Source organism: Streptosporangium sp. NPDC002607 (assembly GCF_053592655.1).
In genome coordinates, this window is the sequence record NZ_JBSFWD010000004.1 from 46,792 (window position 1) to 73,230 (window position 26,439).

Below are 26,439 nucleotides of genomic sequence, written 5' to 3' on the forward strand. Positions count from 1 at the left end.
GTCATCTAGGAGGCGTCGGCGATCTCCCTCAGCCGGGCGGCCAGTTGCTCCGGCTCGCCGTCGACCAGGGCCGAGACCCCGCGCCACCAGGCGAACCACTCGCCGCTGCGCCACATCCAGTCGATCCGCTCGATGGCGGCGATGACGTCGCCCCTGTTGCGCCAGACCGCACCCGCCTGTTCCGCGGAGGCGCCCTGGCGCAGCGCCCAGGTGTGCAGGGTCTCGGCGGCCTCGGTGTCGACCGGCTGCTCGTACGGGTCGGGATGCTCGTCCAGCCGGTGCGGGCCCAGCCCCGCGGCGACGCCCCAGCTCCACTGGGCCTCGGCGGGACGGGAGTAGCGCAGGGAGTCGAAGTCGAGGTTGGAACCGAGCTCGTCGTCCGCCCGGCGCAGCACCAGCGCGTCGAGGCGGCCGCCCGCGTCGAAGGAGACCACGATCCGCTGGCCGGGGCGCGCGTCGGGTGGCAGTTCGACCCGGTCCTCGGCCTGCCAGGAGTTGAGGTCGGTGACGGCGGCGGGGCGGCCCCAGGTCTCGTCCGCCGCGTCGTCGGCGATCCAGGCGGCGAGCATCTCCAGAACCGTCAGGTCGGTCCACGGTTCGATCGCGGTGGAGCTCCACAGCACCTCGTCCGGCGCGGGCAGCTTGCCGCCGCGCTCGCGCCGCCACCACCGCTCGCCGAGCTCGCGGGTTCCGACCAGCAGGGCGGCCAGCGCGGCGAGCTCGGTGGATCTGCGGGTGAGGGGGGCGCCTCGGGCGAGCTCGACGGAACGCGCGACACGGCCGGCGCCCAGCGCCGCTCCCGCCTCGCCCAGCAGCAGGGCGGCGTCCGGCCGCTCCTCGCCCAGTAGGTCACGGATCAGTCGTCTGGCCTCGGTCCTCGCGTCCTCCGCACGTCCCTCACGCATACCGACACGGTACGCCGGGAGATCCTTAGGCGCGAGCGTCACCGGGCGCTACCGCCGTGCCGTCGTCCTGCGGTGACACGGCGAGGTACGCCGATGTCGCCGAGCGGGGTGAAGGAGAGCATCCGTTCGACAGCGGTCTGCGCCACCGCCCCGAGCACCCCGGCCAGCATGATCAGGTCGCGCACCGGCCCGCTGGGGAACGGCATCGCTCTTCGGCCGCCCACGTGTCACGCGGGCGGCCGAAGACCGCGCGGCGGCCCCCGGCCGGTGTCCGAGCGTCAGCCGAGAGTGTCGATCGCACCGATCATGATGTCCCAGAACCGGTCCCGGTCGAGTACGGTTCCGACGTTCGCGTTGGGCTCCCAGTCCATCCGGCCGTGCAGGTCGGCCACGGTGGCGCCCCGGGTGTGCTCACCATCCAGCTCGACCCGCAGACCCACCCGGACATGCGTGAGGACCGCGGGATCGATCAGGTAGGCGACGGTGATCGGATCGTGCAGCGGGGGCGCCTCGAATCCCCAGGTCTGGTGGTAGCTGGAGCCGAAGAAGGTGAGAAGTTCCACGCAGACACGGGCCAGCGGGGTGCCGAGCGCGGCTATGCGGTCGAGCACGTCTGTGGTGACGAGCGCCTGGTGGCTGACGTTGAGCCCCACCCAGGTGGTCGGGATGCCACTGCCGAGCACCTCCGCCGCGGCCTCCGGGTCGGCGTAGATGTTGAACTCGGCGTAGGGCGTGTGGTTGCCGCGCTCGGTGGAACCACCCATGATCACGATCTCGCGGATCCGGTCGCGGTCGCCGGGATGGCGGCGCAGCAGCGTGGCGATGTTGGTCAGCGGCCCGATGGCCACGACCGTCACCGGTTCGTCGGCGGCGGCGAGCGTGTCGTGGATGAGCTCGACACCGTGGCGCGGATCGAGGGGCACGTCGGGCTCGCCGAAGGCCGGGCCGTCCAGCCCGCTCTCCCCGTGCACATAGTCGCCGATCTCCAGCGGGCCGGCGAGCGGCCGGTCGCAACCGGCCGCGACCGGCACCCCGGTCACCCCCGCCAGGCTGAGCATCCGCCGCGCGTTGAGGGCGGTCTTCGCCACGGTCTGGTTGCCGGCGACGGTGGCGACCGCGCGCAGGTCGATCGCCGGGTCGGCCACCGCCAGCAGGATGGCCAGGGCGTCGTCGTGCCCCGGATCACAGTCGAGAATCACCGGGATCGGCATGTCAGATCTCCTTCGCCAGCCAGCGCACGGCCCGGGTGAAGAGGGTGCGGTAACCATCCCAGGTGACGAACTCCTCGGGGCACCAGTGCGGGGCGATGTCGGAGGCCCAGGCGAGAGTGCGGCCCGCCCCCGCCTGCCGTACGGCGAGCAGCGGGTCGGCGCCGACGGTGGCGAGCAGCCGGGCGTCCTCGGGGACCTCGAAGCGGTTGTAGCCGAGCAGGTCGGGCCAGTCGGAGGGCAGCCCGTCCACGATGGGATGGGTCGGATCGACGACGACGCCCGGAAGACCCTGCGGGGCCTCCACCCGGTCGTCGTAGGGAGAGATCCGGGCGGGGAGCACCCGCTCCACGGGGGTGCCGCGGAAGGCCGCCTTCGCCTCGATGCCCTGGAAGCTGAGGTAGCCACCGGCCATCGCCAGGCCGCCGCCCTGCTCCACCCAGCTCGCCAGCAGGTCGAGCCGGTTCTCCGACTTCCTACTGTGCAGCCAGGTATCGGGGTGCAGCAGGATGCTGTTGGCGCCGATGTCGGAGAGCACGACGACGTCGTAGGCCGCCAGTTCCTCGAACGTCCCGGGGAACAGCTTGGGCACGTCGTGCGCGGGTAGATGGTCGACCTCGATGCCGTCTGCCACCAGTACGTCGCGCAGCGGCTCGAAGCCGGTGTGGTAGGTCGTCGTGGTGAACGCGTCGAACCCCTTGTAGTGGGTCGACACGCTCATCCACGACTCGCCGGCGACCAGCACGCGGGTCATATTGTCTCCTTCAGGGGATCTTCGGGGTGGTGAAGAGCTCGCGCGGGTTGGCGACGAGCAGCCGGTCGGTGTCCTCGGGGGTCAGCCCGTGGTGGTGCAGGCGCGGCACGAAATGCGTGAGGATGTGCGCGTAGCCGGTTCCGCCGTACCGGACCAGCATGGTCTTGAGGAACACGTCCTGGGAGAGCAGCAACCGGCCGCCCAGGCCGGCACGGACCAGCCAGGCGACGGCGGCGGCGTTCTCCTCGTCGCACGGCGACTGGCCCTCGCCGGGGTAGAGGTAGTCCATGCCGCACATGTCGTATCCGAGGTAGGCCCCCCGGGCGGCGAGGGACACCTGGTAGTCGCGCTCACGCAGGCTGGGGTTCAGGTGCGACAGCACGGTGGCCGTGAGGAGGCCGCCCTCCTCGGCGACGACGTCGAGCACCCGGTGGCCGTGCCGTACCCACCCGGGCAGGTGCACCGAGAGCGGCGCGCCGGTGCGGGCCTGGGCTCGGGCGGCGCCGCGGAGCACCTTCTCCTCGGCCGGGGTGAAGTCCGGGGAGATCCCGATCTCCCCGATCACCCCGGCACGTACTCCCCCGGCGCCGTCGACCAGATCTCGCTCGATCTCGTCGGCGACGTCGGCGGCGCTCATGCCGCGAACCCGGGCCGGGTGGGTGCGCTCCAGGTAGAAGCCGCAGCCCATCACGATGTTCAGGCCGGTGGCACGGGCGATGCGGACCAGCTCCGCCGGAGCGCGGCCGATGCCCTCCGGGGTGACGTCCAGCACGGTGCGGCCCCCACGGGCCGCGAATCGGGCCACCTCCTCGATCGCCACACCGGTGTCGTCCAGGGACACGTTGTCGCGGGAGAGGTAGGGGTCCAGCCTCAGCCGGCCGAGGAACTCCATCCGCACCGGCGAGCCGGCGATCAGCTCACCCTCGGCGTCGCCCTCGGGGGCGGGGTGCCAGGCGCTGGCGCCGTCGTTGCGCAGGTGCTCATGGCAGAGAGTGATGCCGAGCTCGGCGACGGGCACCTCGCCGAGCACCGTGGTCGCGGTCGCGTCGGCCCGGCCGGTCATTTCCGCACCGCGCCGAACCTCGCCCACATTTTGTTGTTGGCGAAGATGGCCAGCAGGAGAATGCTGCCCTGCACGATCTGCACGTAGAACGGCGAGACGTGCAGCAGCACCAGGCCGTTGGCGATGACGCCGAGGGTGAGCGCGCCGAAGATGGTGCCGAGCATGCTGGCCCGTCCGCCGAACAGGCTGGTCCCGCCGAGCACGACGGCCGTGATGACCTCCAGCTCGAACCCGGTGCCCGCGTTCGACGACCCGGAGCTGAGCCGGGTGGCGATCAGCACTCCGGCAAGCGCGGCGGCCAGGCCGGCCAGCACGTAGACGGTGAGCCCGACCCTGCGGGTGTTCACACCGGTACGGCGCAGCGACTCACCGTTGGAGCCGAGACCGACCACGTAGCGGCCGAACGGCGTGCGGGTCAGGACCAGCCAGCCGAGCAGCGCGATCACCACGGCGAGGATGGCCGGCACCGGCACTCCGGCGATGCGGCCCTGGCCTAGCTGGACGATCCACAACTCACCGTCGATCGGAGTGGAGTACCCCTCGGTCGCGCGCAGGGCGGTGCCCCGCAGGATCGAGAGCATGGCCAAGGTGACGATGAACGCCGGGATGCCCTGGTAGGAGGAGAACCAGCCGTTGACGAACCCGATCGCCGCGCCGAGCGCGAGGATCGCGATGAGCGCGAGGGTAGGGTCCCAGCCCTGCTGCAGGACGATCGCCAGCAACGATCCGGACAGCGCGACCGTCGAGCCGACCGACAGGTCGATGCCGGCGGTGCTGATCACGAAGGTCATCGCGACCGCGACGATCAGGGTCGGGGAGATCTGCCGGATCAGGTTGAGCAGGTTGCCGACGCTGGCGAAGCGGTCGGCGGAGAACGAGAAGAAGATCAGCAGCAGGACCAGCACGGCCCCGATGGCGATGGTCTGGGCGTGACTGCCGATGTGGGCGGTGAGCCGGGCCGATCGGGTGGTGACCACCCTCTCACTGGTGACGGTCATGACCGCGCTCCCTCGGGCTGGTCGTGGGCGACGATCTCCGACACGAGCCGCTCCAGGCTGGTGGTGCGGGCGTCGAGGTCGGCGCGGAGCGTCCCCTCGTACATCACGCAGAGCCGGTCGCAGACCCGGAACAGGTCCTGGAGGCGGTGGGTGATCAGAATCACCGAGACCCCCTGGGAGGAGACGGTCTTGATCAGTTCCAGCACGGTCTCGACCTCGGCGACGGCGAGCGCGGCCGTGGGCTCGTCGAGGATGAGCAGCTTGGGGCCGAAGGTGACCGCGCGGGCGATGGCGACCGCCTGCCGCTGGCCGCCGGAGAGCCCTCCCACCGGGATATCGGTGAGAGGGATCCGGATGTTGAGCGCGTCGAGTTGCCGGCGCGCGTCCTCGTGCATCCGCTTGATGTCCAGCAGCAGGCCACCGGCCCGGCGCGGTTCACGGCCGAGGAACAGATTGCCCGCCACGTCGATGTCGTCGCAGAGCGCGAGGTCCTGGTAGACCATCTCGATCCCCAGCTCGCGAGCGTCGCGGGGGGTGGCGAAGGACACCTGGCGGCCATCGAAGACGATCTGCCCGGAGTCCGGCACGACGGTGCCCGCCAGCACCTTCATCAGGGTGGACTTGCCGGCGGCGTTGTCGCCGACCAGTCCCACCACCTCGCCCGCACCGACCCGCAGATTGGCCCCGCGCAGTGCGTCGACCATTCCGTAGCGTTTGCGGATGTCGCGCATGACCACACGGTCCGCGCCGGTCGCCTCGTAGTCGGTCATAGGGGTCTCTCCGCCGCTCACTTGAACGTGGAACGGTACTTGTCGACGTTTTCCTGGGTCACGATCGTGACGGGCACATCAATGGTCTTCTTGGCCTGCGCGCCACCGACCAGCGCCTTGACCTCCTTGACCGCCTCGTAGCCCTCGGTCCTGGGGTCCTGCTGCACGACTCCGGCGACGAAGCCGGCGTCGATGCCGCCGATCGCTTCCGCGGTGAGGTCCCAGCCGAAGACCTTGACCCGGTCGCTCGCGTTCTGCGACTTCACCGCGGCCACCGTGCCGAGCAGCGCGGGCTCTCCGGTGGCGTACACGGCCGTGAGGTCCGAGCGCGAGGTGAGCAGGTTCTCGGCGGCGGCCAGGGCGGCCTCCTGCTTGTTCTGCCCGTCCACGGTCTGGACGATCTTGGCGCCGGCCGCCTCGACGGTCGAGTTGAAGCCGTCCTTGCGCACGTTCTGGATGAAGGAGTTGAGCGCGCCGACCACGCCGATGTTCGGCGCGGCCACGTTCTGCTTCTTGGCCCACTCGTTGACGAACGTGCCCATCTGCTTGGCCGCGGCCTCGTTGTCCACGCCCACCTGGGTGTCGACCGCCGGGGAGTCCACGATCGCGTCGACGGCCACGACCTTCAGTCCCGCGTCCTTGGCGATCTTGACGGCGGGCTTGATGCCCTCGACGTCGATGGCCACCACGATGACGCCGTCGAACTGCTGCTGGACGAAGTTGTCGATGGCCTCGTTCTGCTTCACCGGGTCGTCGTTGGCGTTGAAGATCGTGAGGTCGACGCCCGCCTCCTTCGCGGCCTGCTGGGCGCCGGCGTTCATCTCGTTGAAGAAGATCGCCTGCTGGTTGATCTGCACCAAGCCGATCTTCGGCTTTTCTCCGCCGTCGGCCGAGGGCGCGGTGTCGGAGGCGTCCGTGCCGCCACATGCCGCGGCCAGCAGGCCGGTGGCAAGGATCGCCGTGACGGCGGTCAGGCGGGTGAAGCGAGTCGGTCGTGCCATCGAATCAGCCTTTCGAGACGCTGATACAGCGGGGGGTTGGTAATCGATTACCAATGTCCGGGGATGGTAGCGACCAGGGCAAACTCCCGTCAAGGTGACGTAAGGCCGCGGACGCTCTATGGTTCTAACAACCCGCACATGAGCGAGCTCACATGACGGGGAGGCGGCCGGTTATCCTCAGCGCGACCAGGGAAATCGATTACACAACATGGGCGTGACAATCCACGACGTGGCCAGAGCGGCCGGCGTCTCCGTGGCCTCGGCCTCGCGTGCCCTGTCCGGGCGTCGCAAGGTCACCGCCGAGGTGGCCGAGCGGGTCACCCGGGCCGCCACCGAGCTGGGCTACCGGCCGAACGCCATCGCCAAGGCACTGCGCGACCAGACCACCGGAACAATCGGCATGATCGTTCCCGGCATCGGCAACCCGTTCTTCACCACGATCGTCGAGTCGGTGGAGCATCAGCTCCAGAAGACCGGACATGACCTGCTGCTGTGCGCCTCCCTGTACACACCCGAGATCGAGGCCCGGCGGCTGAACACGCTGCTGGCCCGGCGGGTGGACGGCCTGATCATCAGCCCGTGCGACTTTGAGGCCAGCGCGCCGGCCGTGCTGAACGCAGCCCGGCAGGTGCCCCTGGTACAGGTGGACCGCTACATCGAGGGCGGCGGAGCCGACTGGGTCGGCGTGGACGACGACTCGGCGCTGGCCCAGGCGGTCGACCACGTGGTCGCCGGAGGAGCACGCTCCGTCGTCTTCGTCAGCAGCCGCCTGATGAACTCCTCCGCGAGGTTGCGGCTGGCCGGCTTCCAGCTCGCCACAGCCCGTGCCGGGATCGCCTCCCTGCCGCCGCTGCTCGGCGAGTTCACCCTCGCCTGGGGCTTCGAGGCCGGGCAGGCGCTGCTCGCCGGCGACGCCCTGCCGGACGCGGTGGTCTGCGGAAACGACGAGATCGCGGTCGGCCTGCTGCGGGCACTGCGGCTCGGCGGTGTACGGGTTCCCGAGGAGATATCGGTGGTGGGGTTCGACGACGTCGGCCACGCGGCGATGTGCGACCCGCCGCTCACCACGGTGCGCCAGCCCGTGGAGGAGATGGCAGCCGAGGCGGTACGTCTGCTGAACCAGGTACGGGTGGGCGATCCACGGCCCGCGCAGCGCATCGCGATCGCCCCCCGGCTCGTCGTACGGCAGACCAGCCGCCCCGTGACCAGGGGCGTGGTCACCGCCGGAGCCGGAGGAACCATGACCGGGGACGGTCAGGAAGACAAGGAAACGACATGACCGACGTCGTGGAACTGACCCGCGAGCTGATCAGGATCGACTCGGTGGGCGGTGGCGAGGCCGCGGTCGCCGAGCCGCTCGCCCGCCGGCTGGAGGCCGCCGGTTTCGAGGTGCGGGCGCACGACCACGCGCCCGGCCGTACCGGACTGGTGGCCCGGTGGGGAACGGGCATGCCCGTCACCCTCACCGGCCACCTCGACACGGTTCCGCTGGGCGGCCAGGCATGGACGCACGAGCCGCACGCCGCCGAGGTGGACGGCGACCGGCTCTACGGGCGGGGGTCGAGCGACATGAAGGCCGGAGTGGCCGCGCTGGTCGTCGCCGCCGAGCGGCACGCGCGCGGGCCGGGCCGCCGGGTGGCGCTGGAGATCGTCCTCACCGCGGGAGAGGAGACCGGCTGCGAGGGCGCGATCGACATGATCGCCCGTGGGCTGGTCAGCCGATCCCGGGGACTGCTGGTGGCCGAGCCCACCGCGAACCGCGCCCTGCTCGGGCACAAGGGCGCGCTCTGGCTGAAGGCGACCGCCCAAGGCCGGACCGCTCACGGCTCGATGCCCCACCTGGGTGACAACGCGATCTACAAGCTGGCCCGCGCCATCGGCGCCGTCGAGCGCTTCGATCCCGGCGTTCCCCCCCACCCCTGGCTCGGCGCGCCGACCGCGAACGTGGGGACCGTACACGGCGGGATCAACGTGAACTCCGTCCCCGACCTCGCCGAGGCGACCGTCGACATACGCACGGTCACCGGCCAGGACCACGCGGAGCTACGCGAGCGGCTCCGGGAGAGGCTCGGCGGGGAGACCTCGCTGGAGGTGCTGACCGACCTGCCCTCGGTGTGGACCGACCCGGACGACCCCTTCGTGCGGGCCCTGCTCACCGCGGGGGCCCGCCCCCCAGGCGACCGACCGGCCGCCAGCTACTTCACCGACGCCTCGGTGCTGGTCGCCGCCTGCGGCGGAGTACCCACCGTGATCTGCGGCCCCGGGGAGCCGGAGCAGGCACACGTCACCGACGAGTACTGCGAGACTCCCCGGATCGAGGAGGCCGTCGAGATCTACACCGGCGCCCTGGCGGGGTTGCCGTCGTAACAAAAATCGGGGGAATTTGCCTGACCTGCGGTAACGCAGCCGGTCAGGCACGCACCTGGAGCTCGGTGAACTCAGCCTCGGCCCGTGCGACGACGTCCGGACACACCTCGCGCTTGGTGTGTTCGGCCAAGGCCCGGTAGATGCCTGCCGGACTCGGGTTCCGACCCTTGCGCTTGCCGGCTCCGCCTCCGCCGGTGCGATGTCCACCCACGTTCACCGGACGGCCGGGACCGTCCGGTGAACCGGTGAGGACTCCCTGACACCTGACAGAGCACTACTGGGCGCGAGCGTCGCCGGGAGACGGTACGGCCGTGCCGTCGTCGCCGTCGTCCTGCGGCTTCGCGGTGAGATAGGCGGCCCTTCCCACCATGTAGGCGGCCACCGCGGCCGTCACCACCTGGTAGACGGCGACCAGGATGATGACGCCGGCGATCTTCCAGCTGGGGTCGCGCAGCCACATGGCGAGCAGGATGAGGTGGAGGCCGAGCACCTGGGGCTTGGTCGCCGCGTGCATTCGCGCCAGGGTGCCGGGGAACCTGACCATGCCCACCCCCGCCGCGAACGCCAGCGTCGCCCCCAGCAGCAGGCAGACGGCCGCGGCCACGTCCATCGCGGTCACCGGGCACGCCCGGAGAAGAACCTGGCCAGCGAGACCGAGCCGACGAACCCCAGCAGGGAGAGCACCAGCAGCACGGGCAGCATCGAGTACTCCCGGTAGGTCGCCGCCCCCGCCCCGATCGCGCAGATGACGACGGCGGTGAGCACGTCCAGCGCGACGGCGCGGTCCAGCATCGTCGGACCGCGCACCAGGCGGTAGAGCGTCATCGCCGCCGCGGCGGCGAGCAGTCCCAGAGCGATCAGGTAAACCGTCGTCATCGCACCTCCTCCTGATCCGCGCGAGTGCCGAAGGCGGCCACGATGCGGTTCTCCAACCGGGTCACGTCATCCTGGGTGACCTGGCTGACCGTCGACGGGTCACCGGGCACGCCGAGCACGTGGAGCAGGAGCGTTCTCTCCCGGACGTTCGCCTCCAGCACCAGGCTGCCCGGCAGCGCCGACAGCGCCACCGTCACCAGCACCGCCATCGGCTCCGACGAGGCGCGCAGTCTCACCTCGACGAACTGGACCGGCGGCGGTTTGCCCAGTCTCAGCGCCCAGAAGGCCACCCGGAAGCTGGAGATCACCATGTCCCGTAAGAAGCGGATGAGGAACAGCAGGATCTTGACAGGGTGGAGCCGGATGCCGGTGTCCTGGATCGGCAGGGGCAGCAGCCACACGAGGACCAGCCCGGCCAGCAGGCCGCCGAGCACGTTGCCCACGCTCAGGTCTCCCCAGAGCAGCAGCCAGATCAGCGTCAGCCAGAGCACCTGCGGCAGCGGCACGGGCCTGCCCAGCAGCCGCAGCACCATGAACGTCGGGCGGGGCTCGCTCACCGCTCACCGCCGAGCACCGCGGAGATGTACGGTTCGCGGGCCAGCAGTTCCTCCGCGGCCCGCTCCGACAGGGCGGACAGCGGGCCGGCCAGCACGGTGAAGGACAGGGCCAGCGCCACCAGGGCGGCCGTGGAGGCGAACATGAGCTTCGGCATGGTGACGGAGGTGACGATCGCCTCGTCGGCGGCCCCGGTGGCGGGCTTCGGGTCCGCTCCGTCCCCGTCCTCCTGGGTGTCCTCCTGGGTCTCCAGCACGGTTCCCCCCTCGGTGACCATTCCCGCGGGCGGCACCCGCCAGAACGCCTTGTTCCAGGTCGTGGCCACCGCGTACAGGGTGAGCAGGCTGGTCACCAGCCCTCCGGCGACCAGGGTCAGGGCCATCGGACCGCCGTCCGCCACTCCCGCCTGGATCAACCCGAGTTTGCCCAGGAAGCCTGACATCGGCGGGATGCCCGCCAGGTTCATCGCGGGCACGAAGAAGAGCACCGCGATCACGGGTGTCAGTTTCGCCAGACCGCCGAGACCGTCCAGGGAGGTGGTGCCGGTGCGGCGCTCGATCATGCCGGTCACCAGGAACAGGCTCGTCTGCACGGTGATGTGGTGGGCCACGTAGAAGATGGCACCCGCCATGCCCTGGACGCTGAACAGGGCGACTCCGAACACCATGTAGCCGATATGGCTGACCAGGGTGAAGGAGAGCATCCGTTTTATGTCGGTCTGCGCCACCGCCCCGAGCACCCCGACGAGCATGGTCAGCAGCGCCGCCCACATCAGTATGTCGCCCACCGGACCGCCGGGGAACAGCAGTGCCTCCAGCCGGATGATCGAGTAGACGCCGACCTTGGTGAGCAGCCCGGCGAAGAGCGCCGTCGCGGGGGCGGGCGCGGTCGGATACGAGTCGGGCAGCCACGCCGACATCGGGAAGATCGCGGCCTTGACCACGAAGACCAGCAGGAGCGTCAACTCGACCAGCAGCCTGACATGCTGGGGCAGCACCGAGAAGCGCTCGGCCAGCTGCGCCAGCGACACGGTGCCCGTGGCGCCGTAGGCCACCGCGATCGCGACCAGGAACAGCAGTGACGAGGCCAGTCCTATCACCGTGTAGGTGGCGCCCGCCCGGATGCGGGACTCGGTCCCGCCGAAGGTCAGCAGCACGTACGAGCCGCCGAGCAGCATCTCGAACCCGACGAAGAGGTTGAACAGGTCCCCGGAGAGGAAGGCGTCCGACACTCCGGCGACCATGATCAAGTAAGCCGGGTGGAAGATCGACAGTGAGGCCTTGTACTCCTGGTCGGCCCAGGACTGGGAGAGCGAGTAGATCATCACGCAGAGCGTCACCGCGGAGGAGACCGCCAGCATCAGCGTGGAGAGCCGGTCGGCGACGAGCGCGATGCCGATCTGCGCGCCCCAGCCCCCGGCCCGGGCCACCAGCGGCCCCTGCTGATCCGCCGCGAACAGCAGGACCAGCGACACGAGCAGCACCACCGTGAGCGTGCCCACGCTGATGAGCGCCTGCAACCTGCGCAGCCTCTGGCCGATGGCCAGCTTGAGACCGACGGCCAGCAGCGGCAGCACCACGGGCACCGGGATCAGCGCCTCCATCAGTCCTCCCCCTCCAGCTCGGGATCTTCCGCCCTGGCCTGTCGTGCCCGGTCCTCCCGGATCGCGGCGCGCATCTGCCTGCGGGCATCGCGCTGGCGGGCGCGGAGCCTCTTGCGGATCTCACGCTCACGCGCCGCCTGCTCCCGCTGCCTGCGGTCGAACTCGGCGCGCACCTCACGGAGGCGCCTCTCCTGGCCCTCCTTGGAGACGTCCTCCGCCTGCTGGGCCTCGGCGAAACGCTCGGCGAGCCGCTCGGCGGACAGGCCGTCGTTCTTGTGCTCCTGCAACCAGTGGCCCAGGTCCACGTTGACGTCCAGGATCCGCTGCTCCAGCTCCTCGGCCTCCCTGCGCTCCCACTCGTGGTGTTCCTCCTCCAGCCGGGCCAGCTCGGCGCGCTGCTCGCGGACCAGTCGCTGGTACGCCGCCTGCCGGTCGAGCACGGCCTGGCTCAGCTCGCCTTGCCTGGCGCGCAGCCGCACCCGGCGGTCCTCGGTGTCGTCCTGCACCTCGTCGGCGCCGGTGAGCTGCCAGGATCGATGGATCATGGCAAGCAGGAAGGCGGTGACGCCCAGCGTGATGACGATGGAGGTGAGCACCATGGCCTGCGGCAGCGGGTCGGCCATCCGCTCCGGGTCGGAGGCGCCCAGGATCGGCGGTTCTCCCGGCGGCCCGCCCACGGTGAGGATCAGCAGGTTCACCCCGTTGCTGAGCAGGATGACGCCGGCCAGCAGCCGGACCAGGCTCCTCTCCAGCAGCAGCGTGACCCCCGCGGCCACGAGCACGGCGACCACCAGGAGCGGCAGCACGGGCGCGGTCACCGGCCCTCCCCCTCGTCGATCTGCCGATCCAGCTCGGCGCCCAGGCTGCGCAGGATGTCCCGCACCATGCCGATCACCGTGATGTAGACCCCGAGGTCGAACAGGAGCACCGTCGACAGGTGCAGCTTGCCGACCAGCGGGACGTACAGGTCGGCGGAGAGCATGTCCAGCACTCCGGCGCCGCCCAGCAGCCCCACCAGCGCGGTGAGCGTGGACAGCAGGAGCCCCAGCCCGATCATCACTCCGGGGGCGACCGGTGCGGCGGCGGCCAGCTCGTACCTGCCTCCGGCGAGGTAGCGCAGGACCAGGGCGAGGCCGGCCACGATGCCTCCGGCGAACCCGCCGCCCACCCCGCTGTGCCCGGTGAACAGCAGGAAGACCGAGACCAGCATCACGGTGTGGAAGGTCACCCGGGCCACGAACTCGAGGACCACCGTCCGCTGCCCCGGCGGCAGGGTGGTCGCCAGCCAGTACGTCCGGGGCTCCTCCCCGGTTCTCTCCGGCGGGGGTTGCGGCGCGTACGAGCGGCTGCGCAGGAAGATCAGGCCGGTCATGCCGAGGGTGAGCACGACGAGCACGGAGCTCTCCCCCATGGTGTCCCAGGCCCTGATGTCGACCAGGAGCGCGCTGACGATGTTGGCGGCCCCGGCCTCCTTCGCCGCTTCGGCCATCAGCGTGCCGATCGGTGTCGCCTGCCGCGCGTTCATCGCGAACATGCCGGCCCCCGCCACCACGACACCGCTCACGATGCCGAGGGTGAGCCGCGCGCCGAACGACAGCCGCCCCCGCTCCTCCCTCGGCCCGAGGGGAAGCCTCCGCAGCACCAGCACGAACACGACCAGGCTCAGCGTCTCGACGAGGAACTGGGTCAGCGCCAGGTCGGGCGCGCCGTGGACGAGGAAGAGCAGCGCCGTGCCGTACCCGGTCAGGCCGGCCACCAGCACGAGCACGATGTGGGAGCGCACCCTGAGCGCGATGGCCGTCGCGGCGATGATGAGCACGCCGATGACGGGCTGCTCGATGCGGTCCCAGGCCACCACGTCCAGCCGGAGGTCGGGTCCGGGGCCGTACGCCAGCGAGAAGACCCCCACCGCCGCCACCGAGACGAATGCGATCATGAGGTAGTCGGGCAGCGAGCCGCGCTGGACGACGCCGGTCAGCTGCAGGGAGAAACGTTCCAGCCCGCGGACCAGGCCCCAGTAGGCCCGGCCGGAGTCGATCACGTGCAGGCCCTCCCCGATCCGCGCCAGCGGTTTCCTGGCCAGGAAGAGGAGCGCTCCACCCGCCAGCGCGACGGCCGAGAGCAGCAGCGGCACCGGGGCGCCGCTCCACAGCGCGAGGTGGGTGCCGTGGCCGGGCCCGGGGAAGGTGTCGGTGTAGCTCCGCATCGCCTCGCCGTACCGTGCGGCGAACGGGGCGACGGCGAGGCCGAGCACGGAGAGCAGCGCGGGCGGCAGGAACAGCGCGGCGCCGAAGGGGTGCACGGACACCGGCTCGACACCGGGCTTGGCGGCGAAGGCGCCCCACAGGAAACGCGCGCTGTAGCCGGCGGTGAGCGCCGACCCGAGGACGACTCCGGCGAGCACCACCGTGTCGATGCCCCGTCCGGTCAGCAGCGACTCGAAGGCGGCCTCCTTACCGGCGAACCCCAGGAACATCGGGATGCCCGCCATCGAGGCGGCGGCTCCGGTGGCGACCGCGGCCAGCCACGGCGCCGAGCGCCGCAGGCCGCTCAGCTCTCGCAGGTCGCGGGTGCCCGTGGCGTGGTCGATGATGCCGACGACCAGGAAGAGGGAGGCTTTGAACAGCGCGTGCGCGAGCAGCATCCCGACCCCGGCGATCGCGGTGTCGCGGGTGCCCGCGCCGAACAGCACCGTCAGGAAACCCAGCTGGCTCACCGTGCCGTAGGCGAGCAGCTTCTTGAGGTCGTGTTCGCGCAGCGCCCGCCAGGCGCAGAGCAGCATGGTGAGCAGGCCCAGGGGTACGGCGGTCCACCGCCAGGTGGCGAGTTCCCCGAAAGCCGGGCCCAGGCGGGCGAGCAGGTAGATTCCCGCCTTCACCATCGCCGCGGCGTGCAGGTAGGCCGAGACCGGGGTCGGCGCGGCCATCGCGGCGGGCAGCCACATGCTGAACGGGAAGACCGCCGACTTCGACAGCGCGCCGACCAGGATCAGCACCACCGCCACCGCCACCAGGCCGCCGGACGGCGGGCTCTGCACGATCCGCGAGATGCGGTACGTTCCCGCCGCCTCGCCGAGCATGACCATGCCGCCCAGCATCGCCAGGCCACCGGACGTGGTGACGATCAGCGCCTGCATCGCGGCGCGGCGGCTGGTCCTGCTGGCGGGGTCGTGGCCGATCATCAGGTAGGAGAAGACCGTGGTCAGCTCCCAGAACACGTACAGCAGCAGCAGGTCGTCCGCGACCACCAGCCCGAGCATCGCCCCGGCGAAGGCGACGAGCACCCCGGCGAACCGGCCCAGCCCCTCGGCGCCCGCGGAGAAGTAACGCGAGCAGTACAGCACGACCAGCGCGCCCACGCCCGTGACCAGGGCCATCATGAGCAGGGCCAGCGCGTCGGCGCGGAAGGACAGCCCCAGGCCGAGGCCGGGCGCCCAGTCGTGGTGCGACTCGACGGGGATACCGGTCAGGGCGATCCAGATCGTGTAGCCGAACCCGCAGGCCGGTGGCACGGCGAGCATGAGGAACGCGGCCCTGCCGAAGCGGCGCACCAGCGCCGGAGCGAGCATCGCCGCCACGGCATGCAGGATCAGCAGCGGCTCCATGTTCCCCCGTGACCCGTCGTGGCAGACGTACGCCAGGATCCTAAAAGGCGTAAGTTTGCCTGGTCAAACGCGCGGACCGCTGACCCGGACACCGTAGATCCTTCATCGAGGCATGATCGACTCCTCGAACGTTCCTGCTGGCAGGGCCATTGACACCCCTCGGCACCGCCGCCGGCGGAAGCGCTTACCCCTCTCCTTTTGTGAGCGACGTCACCGCTTCCTGCCGGTACGGCCGAGCAGCCAGCCGATCACCGCGCTGCCGAGCGCGACGCCCGCGCCCATGCCGAACGCGGCGAGGAGCGACCAGGCGGGGACTCCGGCTCTGGGCTGTTTCGCCGGGCGCTCGAAGACATGCGCGGGGCCGGCTTCGACCGTCACTCCCGGCGCGGCGGGTGCGGTGGGTGCGGCGGCCTCCGTGGGTACCGTGGCGACGGGGGCCTCGACGGAGACGCCGGAGACGAGGTGGCTCTCCACCGCGGAGAAGAAGTCACCCGCGGTCTTCCTCGCGACGGAGCCGAGCATGCGCTGGCCGACGCCACCGATCATGCCGCCGATCACGGCCTCGGCGTCGTAGTCGATCCGGGTGCCGCCCTCGACCTCGCTGAGACGGACCTGCACCGTGGCGTCCACGGTGCCGGGGGCGCCCTGGCCGCGAGCCCTGAGCACGAACCGTTCCGGAGCCTCGGGCTCCGACAGGGCGACCTCGCCCTGGTAGACGCCCTTGATGGAGGCCACTCCCGCGGTGACGGTCATCCGGTAGGTGTCCGGGCCCGTCTCCTCAAGGCGCTCGCACCCCGGAATCGTGCGTACGAGCACGGCCGGGTTCTGGAGCGCTGACCACACACGATCTCTGTCGATGCCGAGCACGGCACTGCCTGCGAGCTTCACATCAGCACCCTAGGCAATTTCGGGGCGGGCGGATAACAGCAACATCTGCCCGCCGGCACGACCCTTCGTTGTCAGTGCTGCCGCTCTGACGCACGAGACCTGCCGGGGTCAGCCGGGCGCGGGGCTTCCGGCTCGCAGGGACGCGCCCACGTCGTGCAGGTGGCGCAGCGCCTGTGCGTACGAGCTGACGATCCCGGACTCCAGGTAGTCGACACCCAGTTCCTCGCAGTAGGCCCGGACGATCGGCTGGGCGCGGCGCAGGTTGGGCATCGGCATGCTGGGGAAGAGGTGGTGCTCGATCTGGTAGTTGAGCCCGCCGAGCACGGTGTCGAGGACCCTGCCGCCGCGCACGTTGCGCGAGGTCAGCACCTGGCGCCGGAGGAAGTCGAGCTTCTCCTCGCCCCTGAGCATCGGCATCCCCTTGTGGTTGGGCGCGAAGGTGCAGCCCAGGTAGATGCCGAAGATCGCCTGGTGCAGCAGCAGGAAGACCACGGCCTTGCCCGGCGACAGCACGGTGAACAGCGCGCCCAGGTACAGGACGGCGTGCACGGCCAGCAGCGACGCCTCCGCGGCCCGGTTCCTGGTCGTCGGGCGCATCAGGGCCCGGACGCTGGACACGTGCAGGTTGAACCCCTCGAGCGTGAGCAGCGGGAAGAACAGGAACGCCTGCCGGCGGCCCAGGAGCCTGGGCAACCCCCTGCTCTCGGCGGCCTGCTCGTGCGACCAGATCAGGAAGTCGGGGGCGACGTCGGGGTCGTGGTCCTCGTGGTTGGGGTTGGCGTGGTGGCGGGTGTGCTTGTCCATCCACCAGCCGTAGCTCATGCCGATGGCGAGGTTTCCGGCCACCAGCCCGGCGAGCTCGCTGGAGCGGCGGGAGCGGAAGACCTGGCGGTGGGCCAGGTCGTGGGCGACCAGCCCGATCTGCGCGAACACCACCGCGAGGAAGACGGCGACCAGCAGCTGGTACCACGAGTCGCCGACGGCGAAGAAGACGGCCCAGCCGCCGACGAAGGAGGCCGCCACCAGGCCGAGCCGTACGGCGTAGTAACCGGGGCGCCGGTCCAGCAGCCCCGCCTGGACGATCCGGCGCGACAGGCGGGCGAAATCACTACCCCGTTCCACGCTTTCAAGGGGGGCGGGGGGATCCGCGTCGTCGATCGCGGTGGAGTTGGTCACGGTTCTCCTCAGATGGGCCGGATCACTCGAATGATTACGTCAACCGGCGACGCCATATATCTACGTCAACCGAGCATGATGACTTTCCCAGGATTGCGTGCTCGCCGCGCTCGCAAACCCCCGCTCCCACCCCTACTCGTGGTAGTGCTGACCCTACCCCGCCAAATGCTGCGATCAAGGAATTACAACAACATAGCCATTTGAATCGCCCTCGCGCGGCATGATCGAACAGACTCCCGGCTGCTGGCAGGATGGTCGCCCATGGCATCGGGGACGCACTGGACGATAAGAGCGGCGGCGATGGCGACGGCCCTGGCGGTGAGCGCCGGGTGCGCCACCGGCCTGGACGGCGGGGCCGGCGAGGGCGCCGCCGCCGCGCCGGGTGCCTCCTCCGGTGCGGGGAAGGCCCCCGCCGGCGGGGACGGCCGGGCTGCGAAGACCCCGGCAGGGCCGCCGGGTGCGATGCCCAGGCCGGGCGAGGTGGGCGTGATCCCCCGTCCCGCTGACGGCCTGCCTCCGGTGATCAGTTCCATCCCCACCAGGCGGAAGGTCGTCTTCCTGACCATCGACGACGGCTGGGAGCAGGATCCCGGCTTCGTGGCACAGGTCCGTGACCAGCGGATCCCCGTGGCGGCCTTCGTCACCCGCGACGCCGTGGAGGCCAGGGGCGCGACCGATCCGACCGCCCAGGGCGGCAGGTTCCTGGGCGCGGGCAAGTGGAGGTACGTACGCGACCTGCGCGACGCGGGGGCGACGATCGAGAACCACACGCTGACCCACCCGAACCTGCCCGCGCTCGGCTACGAGGGACAGAAGGCCGAGATCTGCGGCACCTCCACACTGATCCGCAGGCACACCGGCACCGCGCCCACCCTGTTCCGCCCTCCGTTCGGCAACCACAACACTCTGACCCGCAGGGCCGCCAAGGCCTGCGGCATCGACGCACTCCTGCTCTGGACCGCGACCGTGCAGCCAGGCGGGAAGATCGCCTACCAGGTGCCCGACAAGAAGCTCCGCCCCGGCGATGTGCTGCTGCTGCACTTCCGTCCGAACCTCGCCCGTGACTTCGAGATCCTCGTCGCCAAGATCAGGCGCCGGGGGTTCGAGCTCGGCAACCTCGACGCGTACCTGAAGGCGGCGACCTCGAAGGCGGCGACCCGCTAGCACCGACCGGGAACCTCGACCGGATTTCCGGTCACCGTCCCGCCGCGGCCGTCACCGGCGACCGGGAGTCGCCGGACACGGTGCTGAGGGCCCTGAATCCGGCGCGGGAGGCTCGCGGTGTCGCCCGCGCGGCGTACCTCGAAATCACTCCGGAGGTGGACGCCCCGGGGGTGCCTCCCGCCCCACCATGGAGTCACGCCTCCGGGGGGATGGCGGGCGGCGGGGATGCGTCCATGTGACGGGACATGCGTGGAGACATTCCCCGCGGCAGGAGGAGCCGGCGCCGCGAGCCGAAGGACGGTCTCGGTCCGGCCGAGAAGTGCGGTCTCGCACCGGACCATGTGACAAAGATCGCACCAGCTCGCGGCGCCCCACCCTCCTGTTGCTCTACAGCTTGTAGTACTACTAAGGATAGAACTACGAGCCGTAGAGCAACAGGCCCGCGAGGGGAACGCGAAGGGAAGATGGACGCACTAGACCTGGCCCGGTGGCAGTTCGGGGTGACCACCGTGTACCACTTTCTGTTCGTACCCCTGACCATCGGCCTCGGCGTCTTCGTGGCCGGCCTGCAGACCGCCTGGCACCGCACGGGCAAGGAGCACTACCTGCGGCTGACGAAGTTCTTCGGGAAGATCTTCCTGATCAACTTCGCGATGGGCGTGGTGACCGGCATCGTGCAGGAGTTCCAGTTCGGCATGAACTGGAGCGAGTACTCGATCTTCGTCGGTGACGTCTTCGGCGCCCCGCTGGCGCTGGAGGCACTGCTCGCGTTCTTCCTGGAGTCGACCTTCATCGGTCTGTGGATCTTCGGCTGGGACAAGCTCCCCAAACGCGTTCACCTGGCCACCATCTGGATCGCGGTCATCGGCTCCACCGTGTCCGCCTACTTCATCCTCGCCGCCAACGCCTGGATGAAGCACCCTGTCGGCTACGAGGTAATCGACGGCAAGGCCCGGATGACCGACCTGTGGGCGGTGCTCACCAACTCCGCCGCCCTCGCGCAGGTGCCCCACGTGGTGGGGGCGGCCTTCGTGGTCGGGGGCGGTTTCGTGCTGGCGATCTGCGGCTACCAGGTCCTGAAGGAGCGGCGCGCCGCCACGGCGCGGCGGAACACCCCGAGCATCTGGCGGACCCCGATCCGGGCCGCGCTGGCCATGACGGCGATCGCCGGCGCGGTGGTCGCGGTCAGCGGGGACATGTCCGCCAAGCTGCTGTACGAGCAGCAGCCGATGAAGCTGGCCGCCGCCGAGGGGCTCACCCACGACACGGCCGGCGCGGCGTTCTCCCCGGTGCCGGGGGTGGAGATCCCCAAACTGCTCAGCTTCCTGTCCACCAACGACCCGAACGCGGTCGTCCAGGGCACGGCGGACATACAGGCCCGGTTCACCGAGCAGTTCGGCCCGGCCGACTACCTGCCCAACCTGCCGGTGGTCTTCTGGTCCTTCCGCGTGATGATCGTCTTCGGGATGGCCACGGTGGGCCTGTCGATTCTCGGCCTCTGGCTGACCCGAAGGCGCCGCGGCGGCAAGCACCCGCAGCAGGAGATCCCGGCCTGGTTCGCCAGGGCCGCCCTGCTGGCGCTGCCGCTGCCGACCATCGCGATGATCTCGGGCTGGCTGCTCTCCGAGATCGGCCGCCAGCCGTGGACCGTCCAGGGTGAGCTGCTCACCGCGGCGAGCGTGTCGCCCGGCGTGAGCCTCACCGAGGTGGCCATCTCACTTGCGGTCTTCACCCTGGTCTACGGCGTGTTCGCGGTGGCCGAGGCCGTACTGATCATCCGCCACGTCAAGGCAGGCCCCGAACCCGCCGTGCCCGCCGTGCCCCTCACCCCGCCCTCGCGCGACGACCAGACCGCGGACGTCCGGCTCCAGCCGACCCTGATGTACTGAAGGCGACCATCATGGAACTCACCACCTTCTGGTTCGTACTCATCGCGTTCCTGTGGATCGGCTACTTCGTGCTGGAGGGTTTCGACTTCGGCGTGGGCATGCTGGCACCGGCGCTGGCCAGGAACGAGGCCGAGCGCAAGCAGGTCCTGGGCACGATCGGCCCGGTCTGGGACGGCAACGAGGTCTGGCTGATCACCGCGGTCGGCGCCATGTTCGCCGCCTTCCCCGCCTGGTACGCCGGGCTGCTCAGCGAGTTCTACCTGCCGATCACGCTGATCCTCGTCGGACTGATCGTGCGCGGCATCGGCCTGGAGTGGCGCGGCAAGGTCCAGCACGCCTCCGACCGCGCCTGGTGCGACCTGAGCGTGCTGGTCGGCAGCGCGCTCCCCGCGTTCCTGTGGGGCGCCGTCTTCGCCGACCTGCTGCGGAACAGCGCGGCGGCCGCGCTGGTCGGCGGGGTGCTCTCCCTCTCGCTGTGCGTGCTGCACGGTGCGGTGTTCGTCGCGCTCAAGACCTCGGGACCGGTGCGCTCCCGTGCCCGGCGTGCCGCGATGATCGCCGCCGCGGTGGCGCTGCCCGCCGCGGTGGTGGCACTGCCGAACATCCCCGCCACGGACGCGGTGGCCGCCGGCTGGTCGGCGGCCCCGTGGCTCTGGGCGGGCGCGCTCGCCTCGATGGCGGCCCTGGCCGCGGGAATCGCGCTGACCTGGCGCGGCCGGGACGGCTGGGCGTTCGCCGCCACCGCCTCGTCCATCGCGCTGGGCGGCGGCGCCCTGTTCGGTGCCCTGTGGCCCGCCCCGCTCCCCGGCCTCACCGTCGCCGAGGCCGCCTCCGGCCCGTACACGCTGGGCATGCTCACCTGGATCGGCCTGATCGCGCTGCCGTTCGTGCTCGGCTACCAGGCGTGGTCGTACTGGGTCTTCCGCAAGCGCCTGGTCGCCGAGGTGTCCTGAGACACCCTGGCCCGCCTCTCACGGGTCAGGCTTCCCGCTTCACCGCCGGTCGCCGGTCGCCGGTCGCCGGTCGCCGGTCGCCGGTCGCCGGTCGCCGGTCGCCGGTCGCCGGTCGCCGGTCGCCGGTCGCCGGTCGCCGGGAGAGCCCTACCCCGAACCCGCGCGTGGCGTTCAGTGCAGGCCGAGCCTGGCGAGCGGCTCGACCAGTTCCCTCTCCTCGTACGACAGGTGGGACAGGAGCGTGTCGGTGAGCAGGTCCATGGCCGCCCGCAGTTCCTTGTGACCGTCCGGCCGGCCGACGAAGGCGACCAGCGCCCGGTCGACGCCTTCGAGGACCTCGTGGATGGCGTGGTGCTCCTGCTGGAGGCGGTCGACGACGGGCGTGAGCCTGGGGTCCGAACGGCGCAGGTGCGGGAAGAGGCTCTGGTCCTCCAGGGTGTGGTGGGTCGTGACGACGCGGCAGTAGGACTCGCAGTACGTGCCGACCGTCCAGTTGTTCTGGCGCATCGTCATCGTGTTGATGTGCGAGCGTGCGGCACCGGGATCCATGGCACCGGTGGTGACCTGGTCGACGAGCCCGCGAATCTCGGTGAGCTCCTTGCGAAGGTGGTCGTGGATGTCGACGAGGTGCTGTCCGGCCGCCCGCTGCCGGGCGGTGTAGGTGCGATCCGGGTCGGGATCAGGACCTGTCGGACGGGTGCTCTCGTCCCAGACCTGGACGTCGGCGAGCCGGACGCCGTCGTCCGGGGTGGGCGTGACTCCCAGGGCGGGAACCGCGCCCCTGACCTGGGCGGGCGGGACGACGGCCGCCGACGTACCGCGTACCTCGGCGTCGGCGGCCCCGGACCGGTCGGCGGCGGACGGCCCCGAACCGCCGCGCTCGGCCTCGACGAGTTCGCGGACGCCGGGAACGACCTCGGCGGCGAAGCGCCGGATGTCGTCGGGGTCGTCGCTCGCCAGGATGTAGGCGCTCATCCCCTGGGTGAGGGTGAGCTCGGCGAGTTGCTCGGCCCAGACCTGCGCCGGTCCCTGGAGGAAGTCGCGTCCCGAGCCGGTGAAGGCGCCGGAGATGTTGTACAGGCGCCGGACGTCACCGGGTGAGCGTCCCGCGTCGACCGCGGCCTCGTCGATGGCGGCGTTCATCGCCGGGAGCGCGTCCAGGGCGGCGTAGGCGCTGCTGGGCAGCCAGCCGTCCGCGAGCCGCCCGGTCAGGTCGAGCATCCGCCTCTTGTAGGCCCCCAGCCAGATGCCGACGTCGTGGGCGGGCGCCGGGCCGGGGTGGGCTCCCCAGACGCGGTGATACCTACCGTCGACCCGTACGGATCCGCCGCCGGTCGCCCAGACGGCCCGGATGACCTCGATGCCCTCCTTGAGGGCGTCGACCCCCTGCGCCGCGTTCAGCCGGGGGCCGCCGACGGCGGCGATGGCGTCCCAGAAGGCACCCGCCCCGAGCCCGAGCTCGACCCGGCCGCCGCTGAGGATGTCCAGGGTCGCGACGCTGCGGGCCAGCACCGCCGGCGGGCGCAGCGGCAGGTTCGCCACGTTCGGCGACACCCGCACCGTCGAGGTGCTCGCCGCGATGACCGACAGCAGCGTCCAGGTGTCGAGGAACCGCGCCTGGTACGGATGGTCCTGCACGGTCACCAGATCCAGGCCGACCTGCTCGGTGAGCTGGGCGAGCGCGACGACCCGCTGAGCCTGCTCGGCGACCGGGGTCAGGAAGGTTCCGAACAGCAGCTCGTGCCCATAGTCGGCCATGTCTCTCCTTGGAACGTCATGTCGGATGTGCGGCACCATGGCACGACAGATCGTATTTAAAACAGATAGATTGTCAAACAGAAGGTCTTTTTCACCTTTAGTACTGATAATCTGGCGACATGCCCGCAACCCAACGTCCCGGCATGGAGACCTCGGACGCCCTGGACAGCGACCTGGGCTGGACCCTCGGGGTGGTCTTCCGCGCCTACGTCAGGACGGCGAACGCGCTGGTCAGCCACCTGCCCGGCGGGCCCAGGGGCTACCAGGTGCTCACCGCGGCCGCCCAGGAGCTCCCCGGCGGCCAGGGAGCGCTGGCGCAGCGCCTCGGCGTCGACAAGACGGTCATGACCTACCTGCTCGACGACCTGGAGCAGGCCGGCCTGGTCGAGCGTCGGCCGGACCCCGCCGACCGGCGCAACAAACGCATCGTCGCCACCGAGCGGGGCAGGGCGACCTGGGCCGACACCCAGACCCGGCTCGAACACGCCGAGGAGCATGTCCTGGCACCGCTGGACCCGGCGGACCGCTCCGTCTTCCGCGAGCTGCTGAGGAAGCTGGCCATCCAGGCCAACACCCTGGACCCGGTGCACGACACCTGCCGGCTCGTCACCGAACTGGCCCCCGACACCACCCCCGCCAAACCACGCCGCGCCCCCCGCCGCTGAACCCAGGCCTCCACCTACGCCGAGGCTGACCTCAACGAGGCCTGAGTACGGCATCTTTGACGGGCGTTCCGACCGGAACGCGCACCGTGTCAGGAAAACGCCGCGGGCCTGCGCCCGAAGGTATTGAGCGCAGTGGCGGCGAGAGCCAGGGCGAGGCCGGCGACGGAGGCGGCGGGGACGCCGAGGAGGGCCAGGGCGGTGGCCGTGACACCGGCCGGGCCCCACGTCCAGACGGGGATCATGCGGGGTGTGCCGCCCCGGCGGCGGTGCCAGGCCTCGGCGGCCATCGGGACGACGAGCGGGGGCAGGGCGGCGGCCAGCGCCGAGAGCCAGGGCAGGAGATAGAGGTCGAACCGGAGGACGGCCAGCAGCGTGCCGGGGACGGCGACGGTCAGCATGGCCGCGGTCCTGGAGAGGCCGGGCCTGACCGACCTGATCGCCAGAGCGCCGGAGTAGGTGGTGGTCAGGCTGGGGGCGAAGACCGCCGCGGTGACGAAGAGGTTGCCGAACGCCGCGATGTCACCGGTGCCCGCCAGCGTCGCGACCACGTCGGGCGATCCGGTGCGCAGCCACACCCCGGCGCCGGCCAGGGTCGCCAGCGACGCGGGGACCACCAGCAGCGCCACGCACACCAGCAGGTCCCGCCGCCCGGCGAGGCCGTGGCTGAAGTCCGGTGCCCGCAGCGCGAAGACGGCGACGTACCCGACCAGGACCGCCACGTCCGGCAGGATGCCGCGGACGTCGGCGGTGACCGGCAGCACGGGCGGGCTCAGCCTGACCACGCACACGGCGACCAGCGCGAGCGCCGCCAGCGTGGTGACGACCGCGATCCGGTTGCCCAGCCGGCCGGAGGCGTAGGAGGCGGCCAGGACGGCGGCGGCCAGCAGCACCGCGCCCACCGGTCCCGGCAGGGAGGTCACGGTGCCGAGCGAGGCGCCGCCCAGCCCCACGTTGAAACCGTTCCAGCCGATCATGGCCAGGGTGAGCAGGACGCCCACCGCGGTGCGGGCGGCCGGGGAGAGGTAGGTGGGCGCGACATCCGTCAGCGTGCCGCCCTCGGCGCGGGACGAGCCCAGGCCCAGCATGCCCTGGCCGTACAGGAGCGCGGCCATGAGCGCAGCGCCGAGCAGGACGGCGACGATCGGCACCGCCCCGCCGTGGCGGTCGGCCATCGCCGCCCCCATGGTGAGCGTCGCCGGTGCGGCGCCCAGCCCGAGCCACGCCCCGGCCGCCCCGGTCCAGCGGCGGCCGGCCCGGCCCGGGGAGGACGCCGGCCGGGAGGACGACGTCACGCCGGAGTGCTGTCGGCCTCGACCGGCGTCCCTTCCGGCCTCCCGGTTGCGCCTTCCGGCCTCCCGGTTGCGCCCGACGCTCCGGCGGATGCCTCGCCTGTACCGCCGGCTCCGGAGCCCGCGCCGCCGGATCTCCCTGCCGCGCCCTCCGCCGCGGCGGGCGCCGTGCCCGCGCGGTCGGGCGGCCCGTCCGGGACCTGCGCCTTCCTGGCGGCGCTGCCGCCGAGGTAGAGGGCTCCCAGGCGGGGGTCCTCGACCAGTTCCCTGGCCGGTCCCGAGATGTGCACCCGACCCAGGTCCAGCACGCAGCCGATGTCGGCCATCTCCAGGGCGCGGCGGGCGTTCTGCTCGACCAGCAGGACCGCGACCCCGGTCTGGCGCATCAGGTCGATCTGCTCGAAGACGGTCGAGGTCGTCTTGGGGTCCAGGCCCATGGACGGCTCGTCCAGCAGGATCACCTTGGGCTCCAGCATGAGCGCGCGGGCGAACTCCACCTGCTTCTGCTGGCCGCCGGAGAGCAGGCCGGCGATGCTCGTCCAGCGCTCGCCGACCACCGGGAAGATCTCCTTGACCGCCTCGATGCGCCGCTTGATCCAGGCCTTGTCCCGGACGGTGTAGCCGCCCAGGCGCACGTTCTCCTCGACCGTCATCTCGCGGAACACGCTGTGCCCCTGGAGCACGTGGGCCATCCCCTTGCCCAGGAGGTCCTGCGGCGAGGCGCCGGTGACGTCCCGGCCGCCGAGCAGCACCGAGCCCGAGCGCGGGACGAGTAGCCCGCTGGCCACCTTGAGCACCGTCGACTTGCCCGCGCCGTTCGGCCCGACCAGGCAGACCACCTCACCCGTGTGGACCGTGACCGACAGCCCGCGCAGCACCAGCGCCGCCCTGCCGTACCCGGCCTGGACGTCGCGCAGTTCGAGAACGGTCCCCGGCGGAGCCGGCATTTCAGA

At 71.1% G+C, this 26,439-nt stretch carries 25 protein-coding genes; 6 read left to right on the forward strand and 19 right to left on the reverse strand.

The features are described 5' to 3' along the window. Positions 1-5: 5 nt before the first annotated feature. From ACWD3H_RS05750 to ACWD3H_RS05785, 8 genes are all read right to left on the reverse strand, one after another. Positions 6-905, reverse strand: coding sequence for a hypothetical protein (locus ACWD3H_RS05750; protein WP_355557985.1), 900 nt, complete (start codon positions 903-905; stop codon positions 6-8). 38 nt (positions 906-943) lie between these two features. Beyond that, a complete protein-coding gene (locus tag ACWD3H_RS05755; RefSeq protein WP_451954175.1) occupies positions 944-1,111 on the reverse strand; it encodes a hypothetical protein in 168 nt (55 codons plus the stop codon). Between the two features lie 72 nt (positions 1,112-1,183). Then, positions 1,184-2,116, reverse strand: coding sequence for a nucleoside hydrolase (locus ACWD3H_RS05760; protein WP_030923555.1), 933 nt, complete (start codon positions 2,114-2,116; stop codon positions 1,184-1,186). Position 2,117: 1 nt separating this feature from the next. Beyond that, a complete protein-coding gene (locus ACWD3H_RS05765; RefSeq protein WP_355557978.1) occupies positions 2,118-2,867 on the reverse strand; it encodes a glutamine amidotransferase in 750 nt (249 codons plus the stop codon). 10 nt (positions 2,868-2,877) lie between these two features. Beyond that, entirely contained in the window at positions 2,878-3,930 is a 1,053-nt protein-coding gene (locus tag ACWD3H_RS05770; protein WP_451954176.1) for a phosphotriesterase family protein, read from the reverse strand. After that, the gene (locus ACWD3H_RS05775) at positions 3,927-4,928 is read right to left on the reverse strand and encodes an ABC transporter permease (RefSeq protein ID WP_030923544.1); all 1,002 of its coding nucleotides are present in this window, start codon (positions 4,926-4,928) and stop codon (positions 3,927-3,929) included. The genes ACWD3H_RS05770 and ACWD3H_RS05775 overlap by 4 nt, the downstream gene beginning before the upstream one ends. After that, the gene (locus tag ACWD3H_RS05780; RefSeq protein ID WP_030923543.1) at positions 4,925-5,698 is read right to left on the reverse strand and encodes an ATP-binding cassette domain-containing protein; all 774 of its coding nucleotides are present in this window, start codon (positions 5,696-5,698) and stop codon (positions 4,925-4,927) included. The genes ACWD3H_RS05775 and ACWD3H_RS05780 overlap by 4 nt, the downstream gene beginning before the upstream one ends. A 17-nt stretch (positions 5,699-5,715) precedes the next feature. Beyond that, positions 5,716-6,699, reverse strand: a complete 984-nt coding sequence (locus ACWD3H_RS05785; protein WP_355557969.1) for a substrate-binding domain-containing protein — start codon at positions 6,697-6,699, stop codon at positions 5,716-5,718. Positions 6,700-6,907: 208 nt separating this feature from the next. Here ACWD3H_RS05785 and ACWD3H_RS05790 point away from each other — a divergent pair, with 208 nt between their 5' ends. Continuing rightward, entirely contained in the window at positions 6,908-7,978 is a 1,071-nt protein-coding gene (locus ACWD3H_RS05790; RefSeq protein ID WP_451954177.1) for a LacI family DNA-binding transcriptional regulator, read from the forward strand. Further along, positions 7,975-9,066 (forward strand): M20 family metallopeptidase, encoded by a 1,092-nt coding sequence (locus ACWD3H_RS05795; protein WP_350956999.1) that lies wholly within the window; start codon positions 7,975-7,977, stop codon positions 9,064-9,066. The genes ACWD3H_RS05790 and ACWD3H_RS05795 overlap by 4 nt, the downstream gene beginning before the upstream one ends. Before the next feature lie 274 nt (positions 9,067-9,340). On the opposite strand, the gene mnhG is transcribed toward ACWD3H_RS05795, so the two are convergent. The 8 genes from mnhG to ACWD3H_RS05835 form a co-directional block, all read right to left on the reverse strand. Next, positions 9,341-9,676 carry a monovalent cation/H(+) antiporter subunit G gene (gene mnhG, locus ACWD3H_RS05800; RefSeq protein ID WP_350929537.1) on the reverse strand — a complete coding sequence of 112 codons (336 nt, stop codon included), beginning with the start codon at positions 9,674-9,676 and terminating at the stop codon, positions 9,341-9,343. Positions 9,677-9,681: 5 nt separating this feature from the next. Next, complete coding sequence (locus tag ACWD3H_RS05805; RefSeq protein ID WP_350929445.1) at positions 9,682-9,942, reverse strand: monovalent cation/H+ antiporter complex subunit F; 261 nt, start codon at positions 9,940-9,942, stop codon at positions 9,682-9,684. Beyond that, positions 9,939-10,499, reverse strand: coding sequence for a Na+/H+ antiporter subunit E (locus ACWD3H_RS05810; protein ID WP_355557961.1), 561 nt, complete (start codon positions 10,497-10,499; stop codon positions 9,939-9,941). Before ACWD3H_RS05810 ends, ACWD3H_RS05805 begins: the two co-directional genes overlap by 4 nt. Continuing rightward, complete coding sequence (locus ACWD3H_RS05815; protein WP_451954178.1) at positions 10,496-12,100, reverse strand: Na+/H+ antiporter subunit D; 1,605 nt, start codon at positions 12,098-12,100, stop codon at positions 10,496-10,498. The genes ACWD3H_RS05810 and ACWD3H_RS05815 overlap by 4 nt, the downstream gene beginning before the upstream one ends. Further along, positions 12,100-12,918, reverse strand: a complete 819-nt coding sequence (locus ACWD3H_RS05820; RefSeq protein ID WP_355557956.1) for a Na(+)/H(+) antiporter subunit C — start codon at positions 12,916-12,918, stop codon at positions 12,100-12,102. Before ACWD3H_RS05820 ends, ACWD3H_RS05815 begins: the two co-directional genes overlap by 1 nt. Continuing rightward, positions 12,915-15,704, reverse strand: coding sequence for a Na+/H+ antiporter subunit A (locus ACWD3H_RS05825; RefSeq protein WP_451954179.1), 2,790 nt, complete (start codon positions 15,702-15,704; stop codon positions 12,915-12,917). The genes ACWD3H_RS05820 and ACWD3H_RS05825 overlap by 4 nt, the downstream gene beginning before the upstream one ends. Before the next feature lie 210 nt (positions 15,705-15,914). Beyond that, the gene (locus ACWD3H_RS05830) at positions 15,915-16,592 is read right to left on the reverse strand and encodes an SRPBCC family protein (RefSeq protein ID WP_451954180.1); all 678 of its coding nucleotides are present in this window, start codon (positions 16,590-16,592) and stop codon (positions 15,915-15,917) included. A gap of 108 nt (positions 16,593-16,700) precedes the next feature. After that, complete coding sequence (locus ACWD3H_RS05835; protein ID WP_451954181.1) at positions 16,701-17,768, reverse strand: fatty acid desaturase family protein; 1,068 nt, start codon at positions 17,766-17,768, stop codon at positions 16,701-16,703. Between the two features lie 261 nt (positions 17,769-18,029). Here ACWD3H_RS05835 and ACWD3H_RS05840 point away from each other — a divergent pair, with 261 nt between their 5' ends. The 3 genes from ACWD3H_RS05840 to cydB all read left to right on the forward strand — a co-directional run bounded on the left by ACWD3H_RS05840 (position 18,030) and on the right by cydB (position 21,774). Next, complete coding sequence (locus ACWD3H_RS05840) at positions 18,030-18,932, forward strand: polysaccharide deacetylase family protein (protein WP_451954182.1); 903 nt, start codon at positions 18,030-18,032, stop codon at positions 18,930-18,932. A 464-nt stretch (positions 18,933-19,396) separates the two neighbouring features. Beyond that, the gene (locus ACWD3H_RS05845) at positions 19,397-20,821 is read left to right on the forward strand and encodes a cytochrome ubiquinol oxidase subunit I (protein ID WP_355557945.1); all 1,425 of its coding nucleotides are present in this window, start codon (positions 19,397-19,399) and stop codon (positions 20,819-20,821) included. A gap of 11 nt (positions 20,822-20,832) precedes the next feature. Further along, positions 20,833-21,774 (forward strand): cytochrome d ubiquinol oxidase subunit II, encoded by a 942-nt coding sequence (gene cydB / locus ACWD3H_RS05850; protein ID WP_350929428.1) that lies wholly within the window; start codon positions 20,833-20,835, stop codon positions 21,772-21,774. A gap of 171 nt (positions 21,775-21,945) precedes the next feature. Here cydB and ACWD3H_RS05855 read toward each other — a convergent pair whose 3' ends face one another. Further along, positions 21,946-23,532, reverse strand: coding sequence for an LLM class flavin-dependent oxidoreductase (locus ACWD3H_RS05855; RefSeq protein WP_451954183.1), 1,587 nt, complete (start codon positions 23,530-23,532; stop codon positions 21,946-21,948). 119 nt (positions 23,533-23,651) lie between these two features. On the opposite strand from ACWD3H_RS05855, the gene ACWD3H_RS05860 reads away from it, so the two are divergent. Further along, a complete protein-coding gene (locus ACWD3H_RS05860) occupies positions 23,652-24,197 on the forward strand; it encodes a MarR family winged helix-turn-helix transcriptional regulator (protein WP_451954184.1) in 546 nt (181 codons plus the stop codon). A gap of 89 nt (positions 24,198-24,286) precedes the next feature. Here the strand turns inward: ACWD3H_RS05860 and ACWD3H_RS05865 are convergent, their stop codons facing one another. Beyond that, positions 24,287-25,489, reverse strand: a complete 1,203-nt coding sequence (locus tag ACWD3H_RS05865) for a hypothetical protein (RefSeq protein WP_451954185.1) — start codon at positions 25,487-25,489, stop codon at positions 24,287-24,289. Beyond that, the gene (locus ACWD3H_RS05870) at positions 25,486-26,433 is read right to left on the reverse strand and encodes an ABC transporter ATP-binding protein (RefSeq protein ID WP_451954384.1); all 948 of its coding nucleotides are present in this window, start codon (positions 26,431-26,433) and stop codon (positions 25,486-25,488) included. Before ACWD3H_RS05870 ends, ACWD3H_RS05865 begins: the two co-directional genes overlap by 4 nt. Positions 26,434-26,439: the final 6 nt, after the last annotated feature.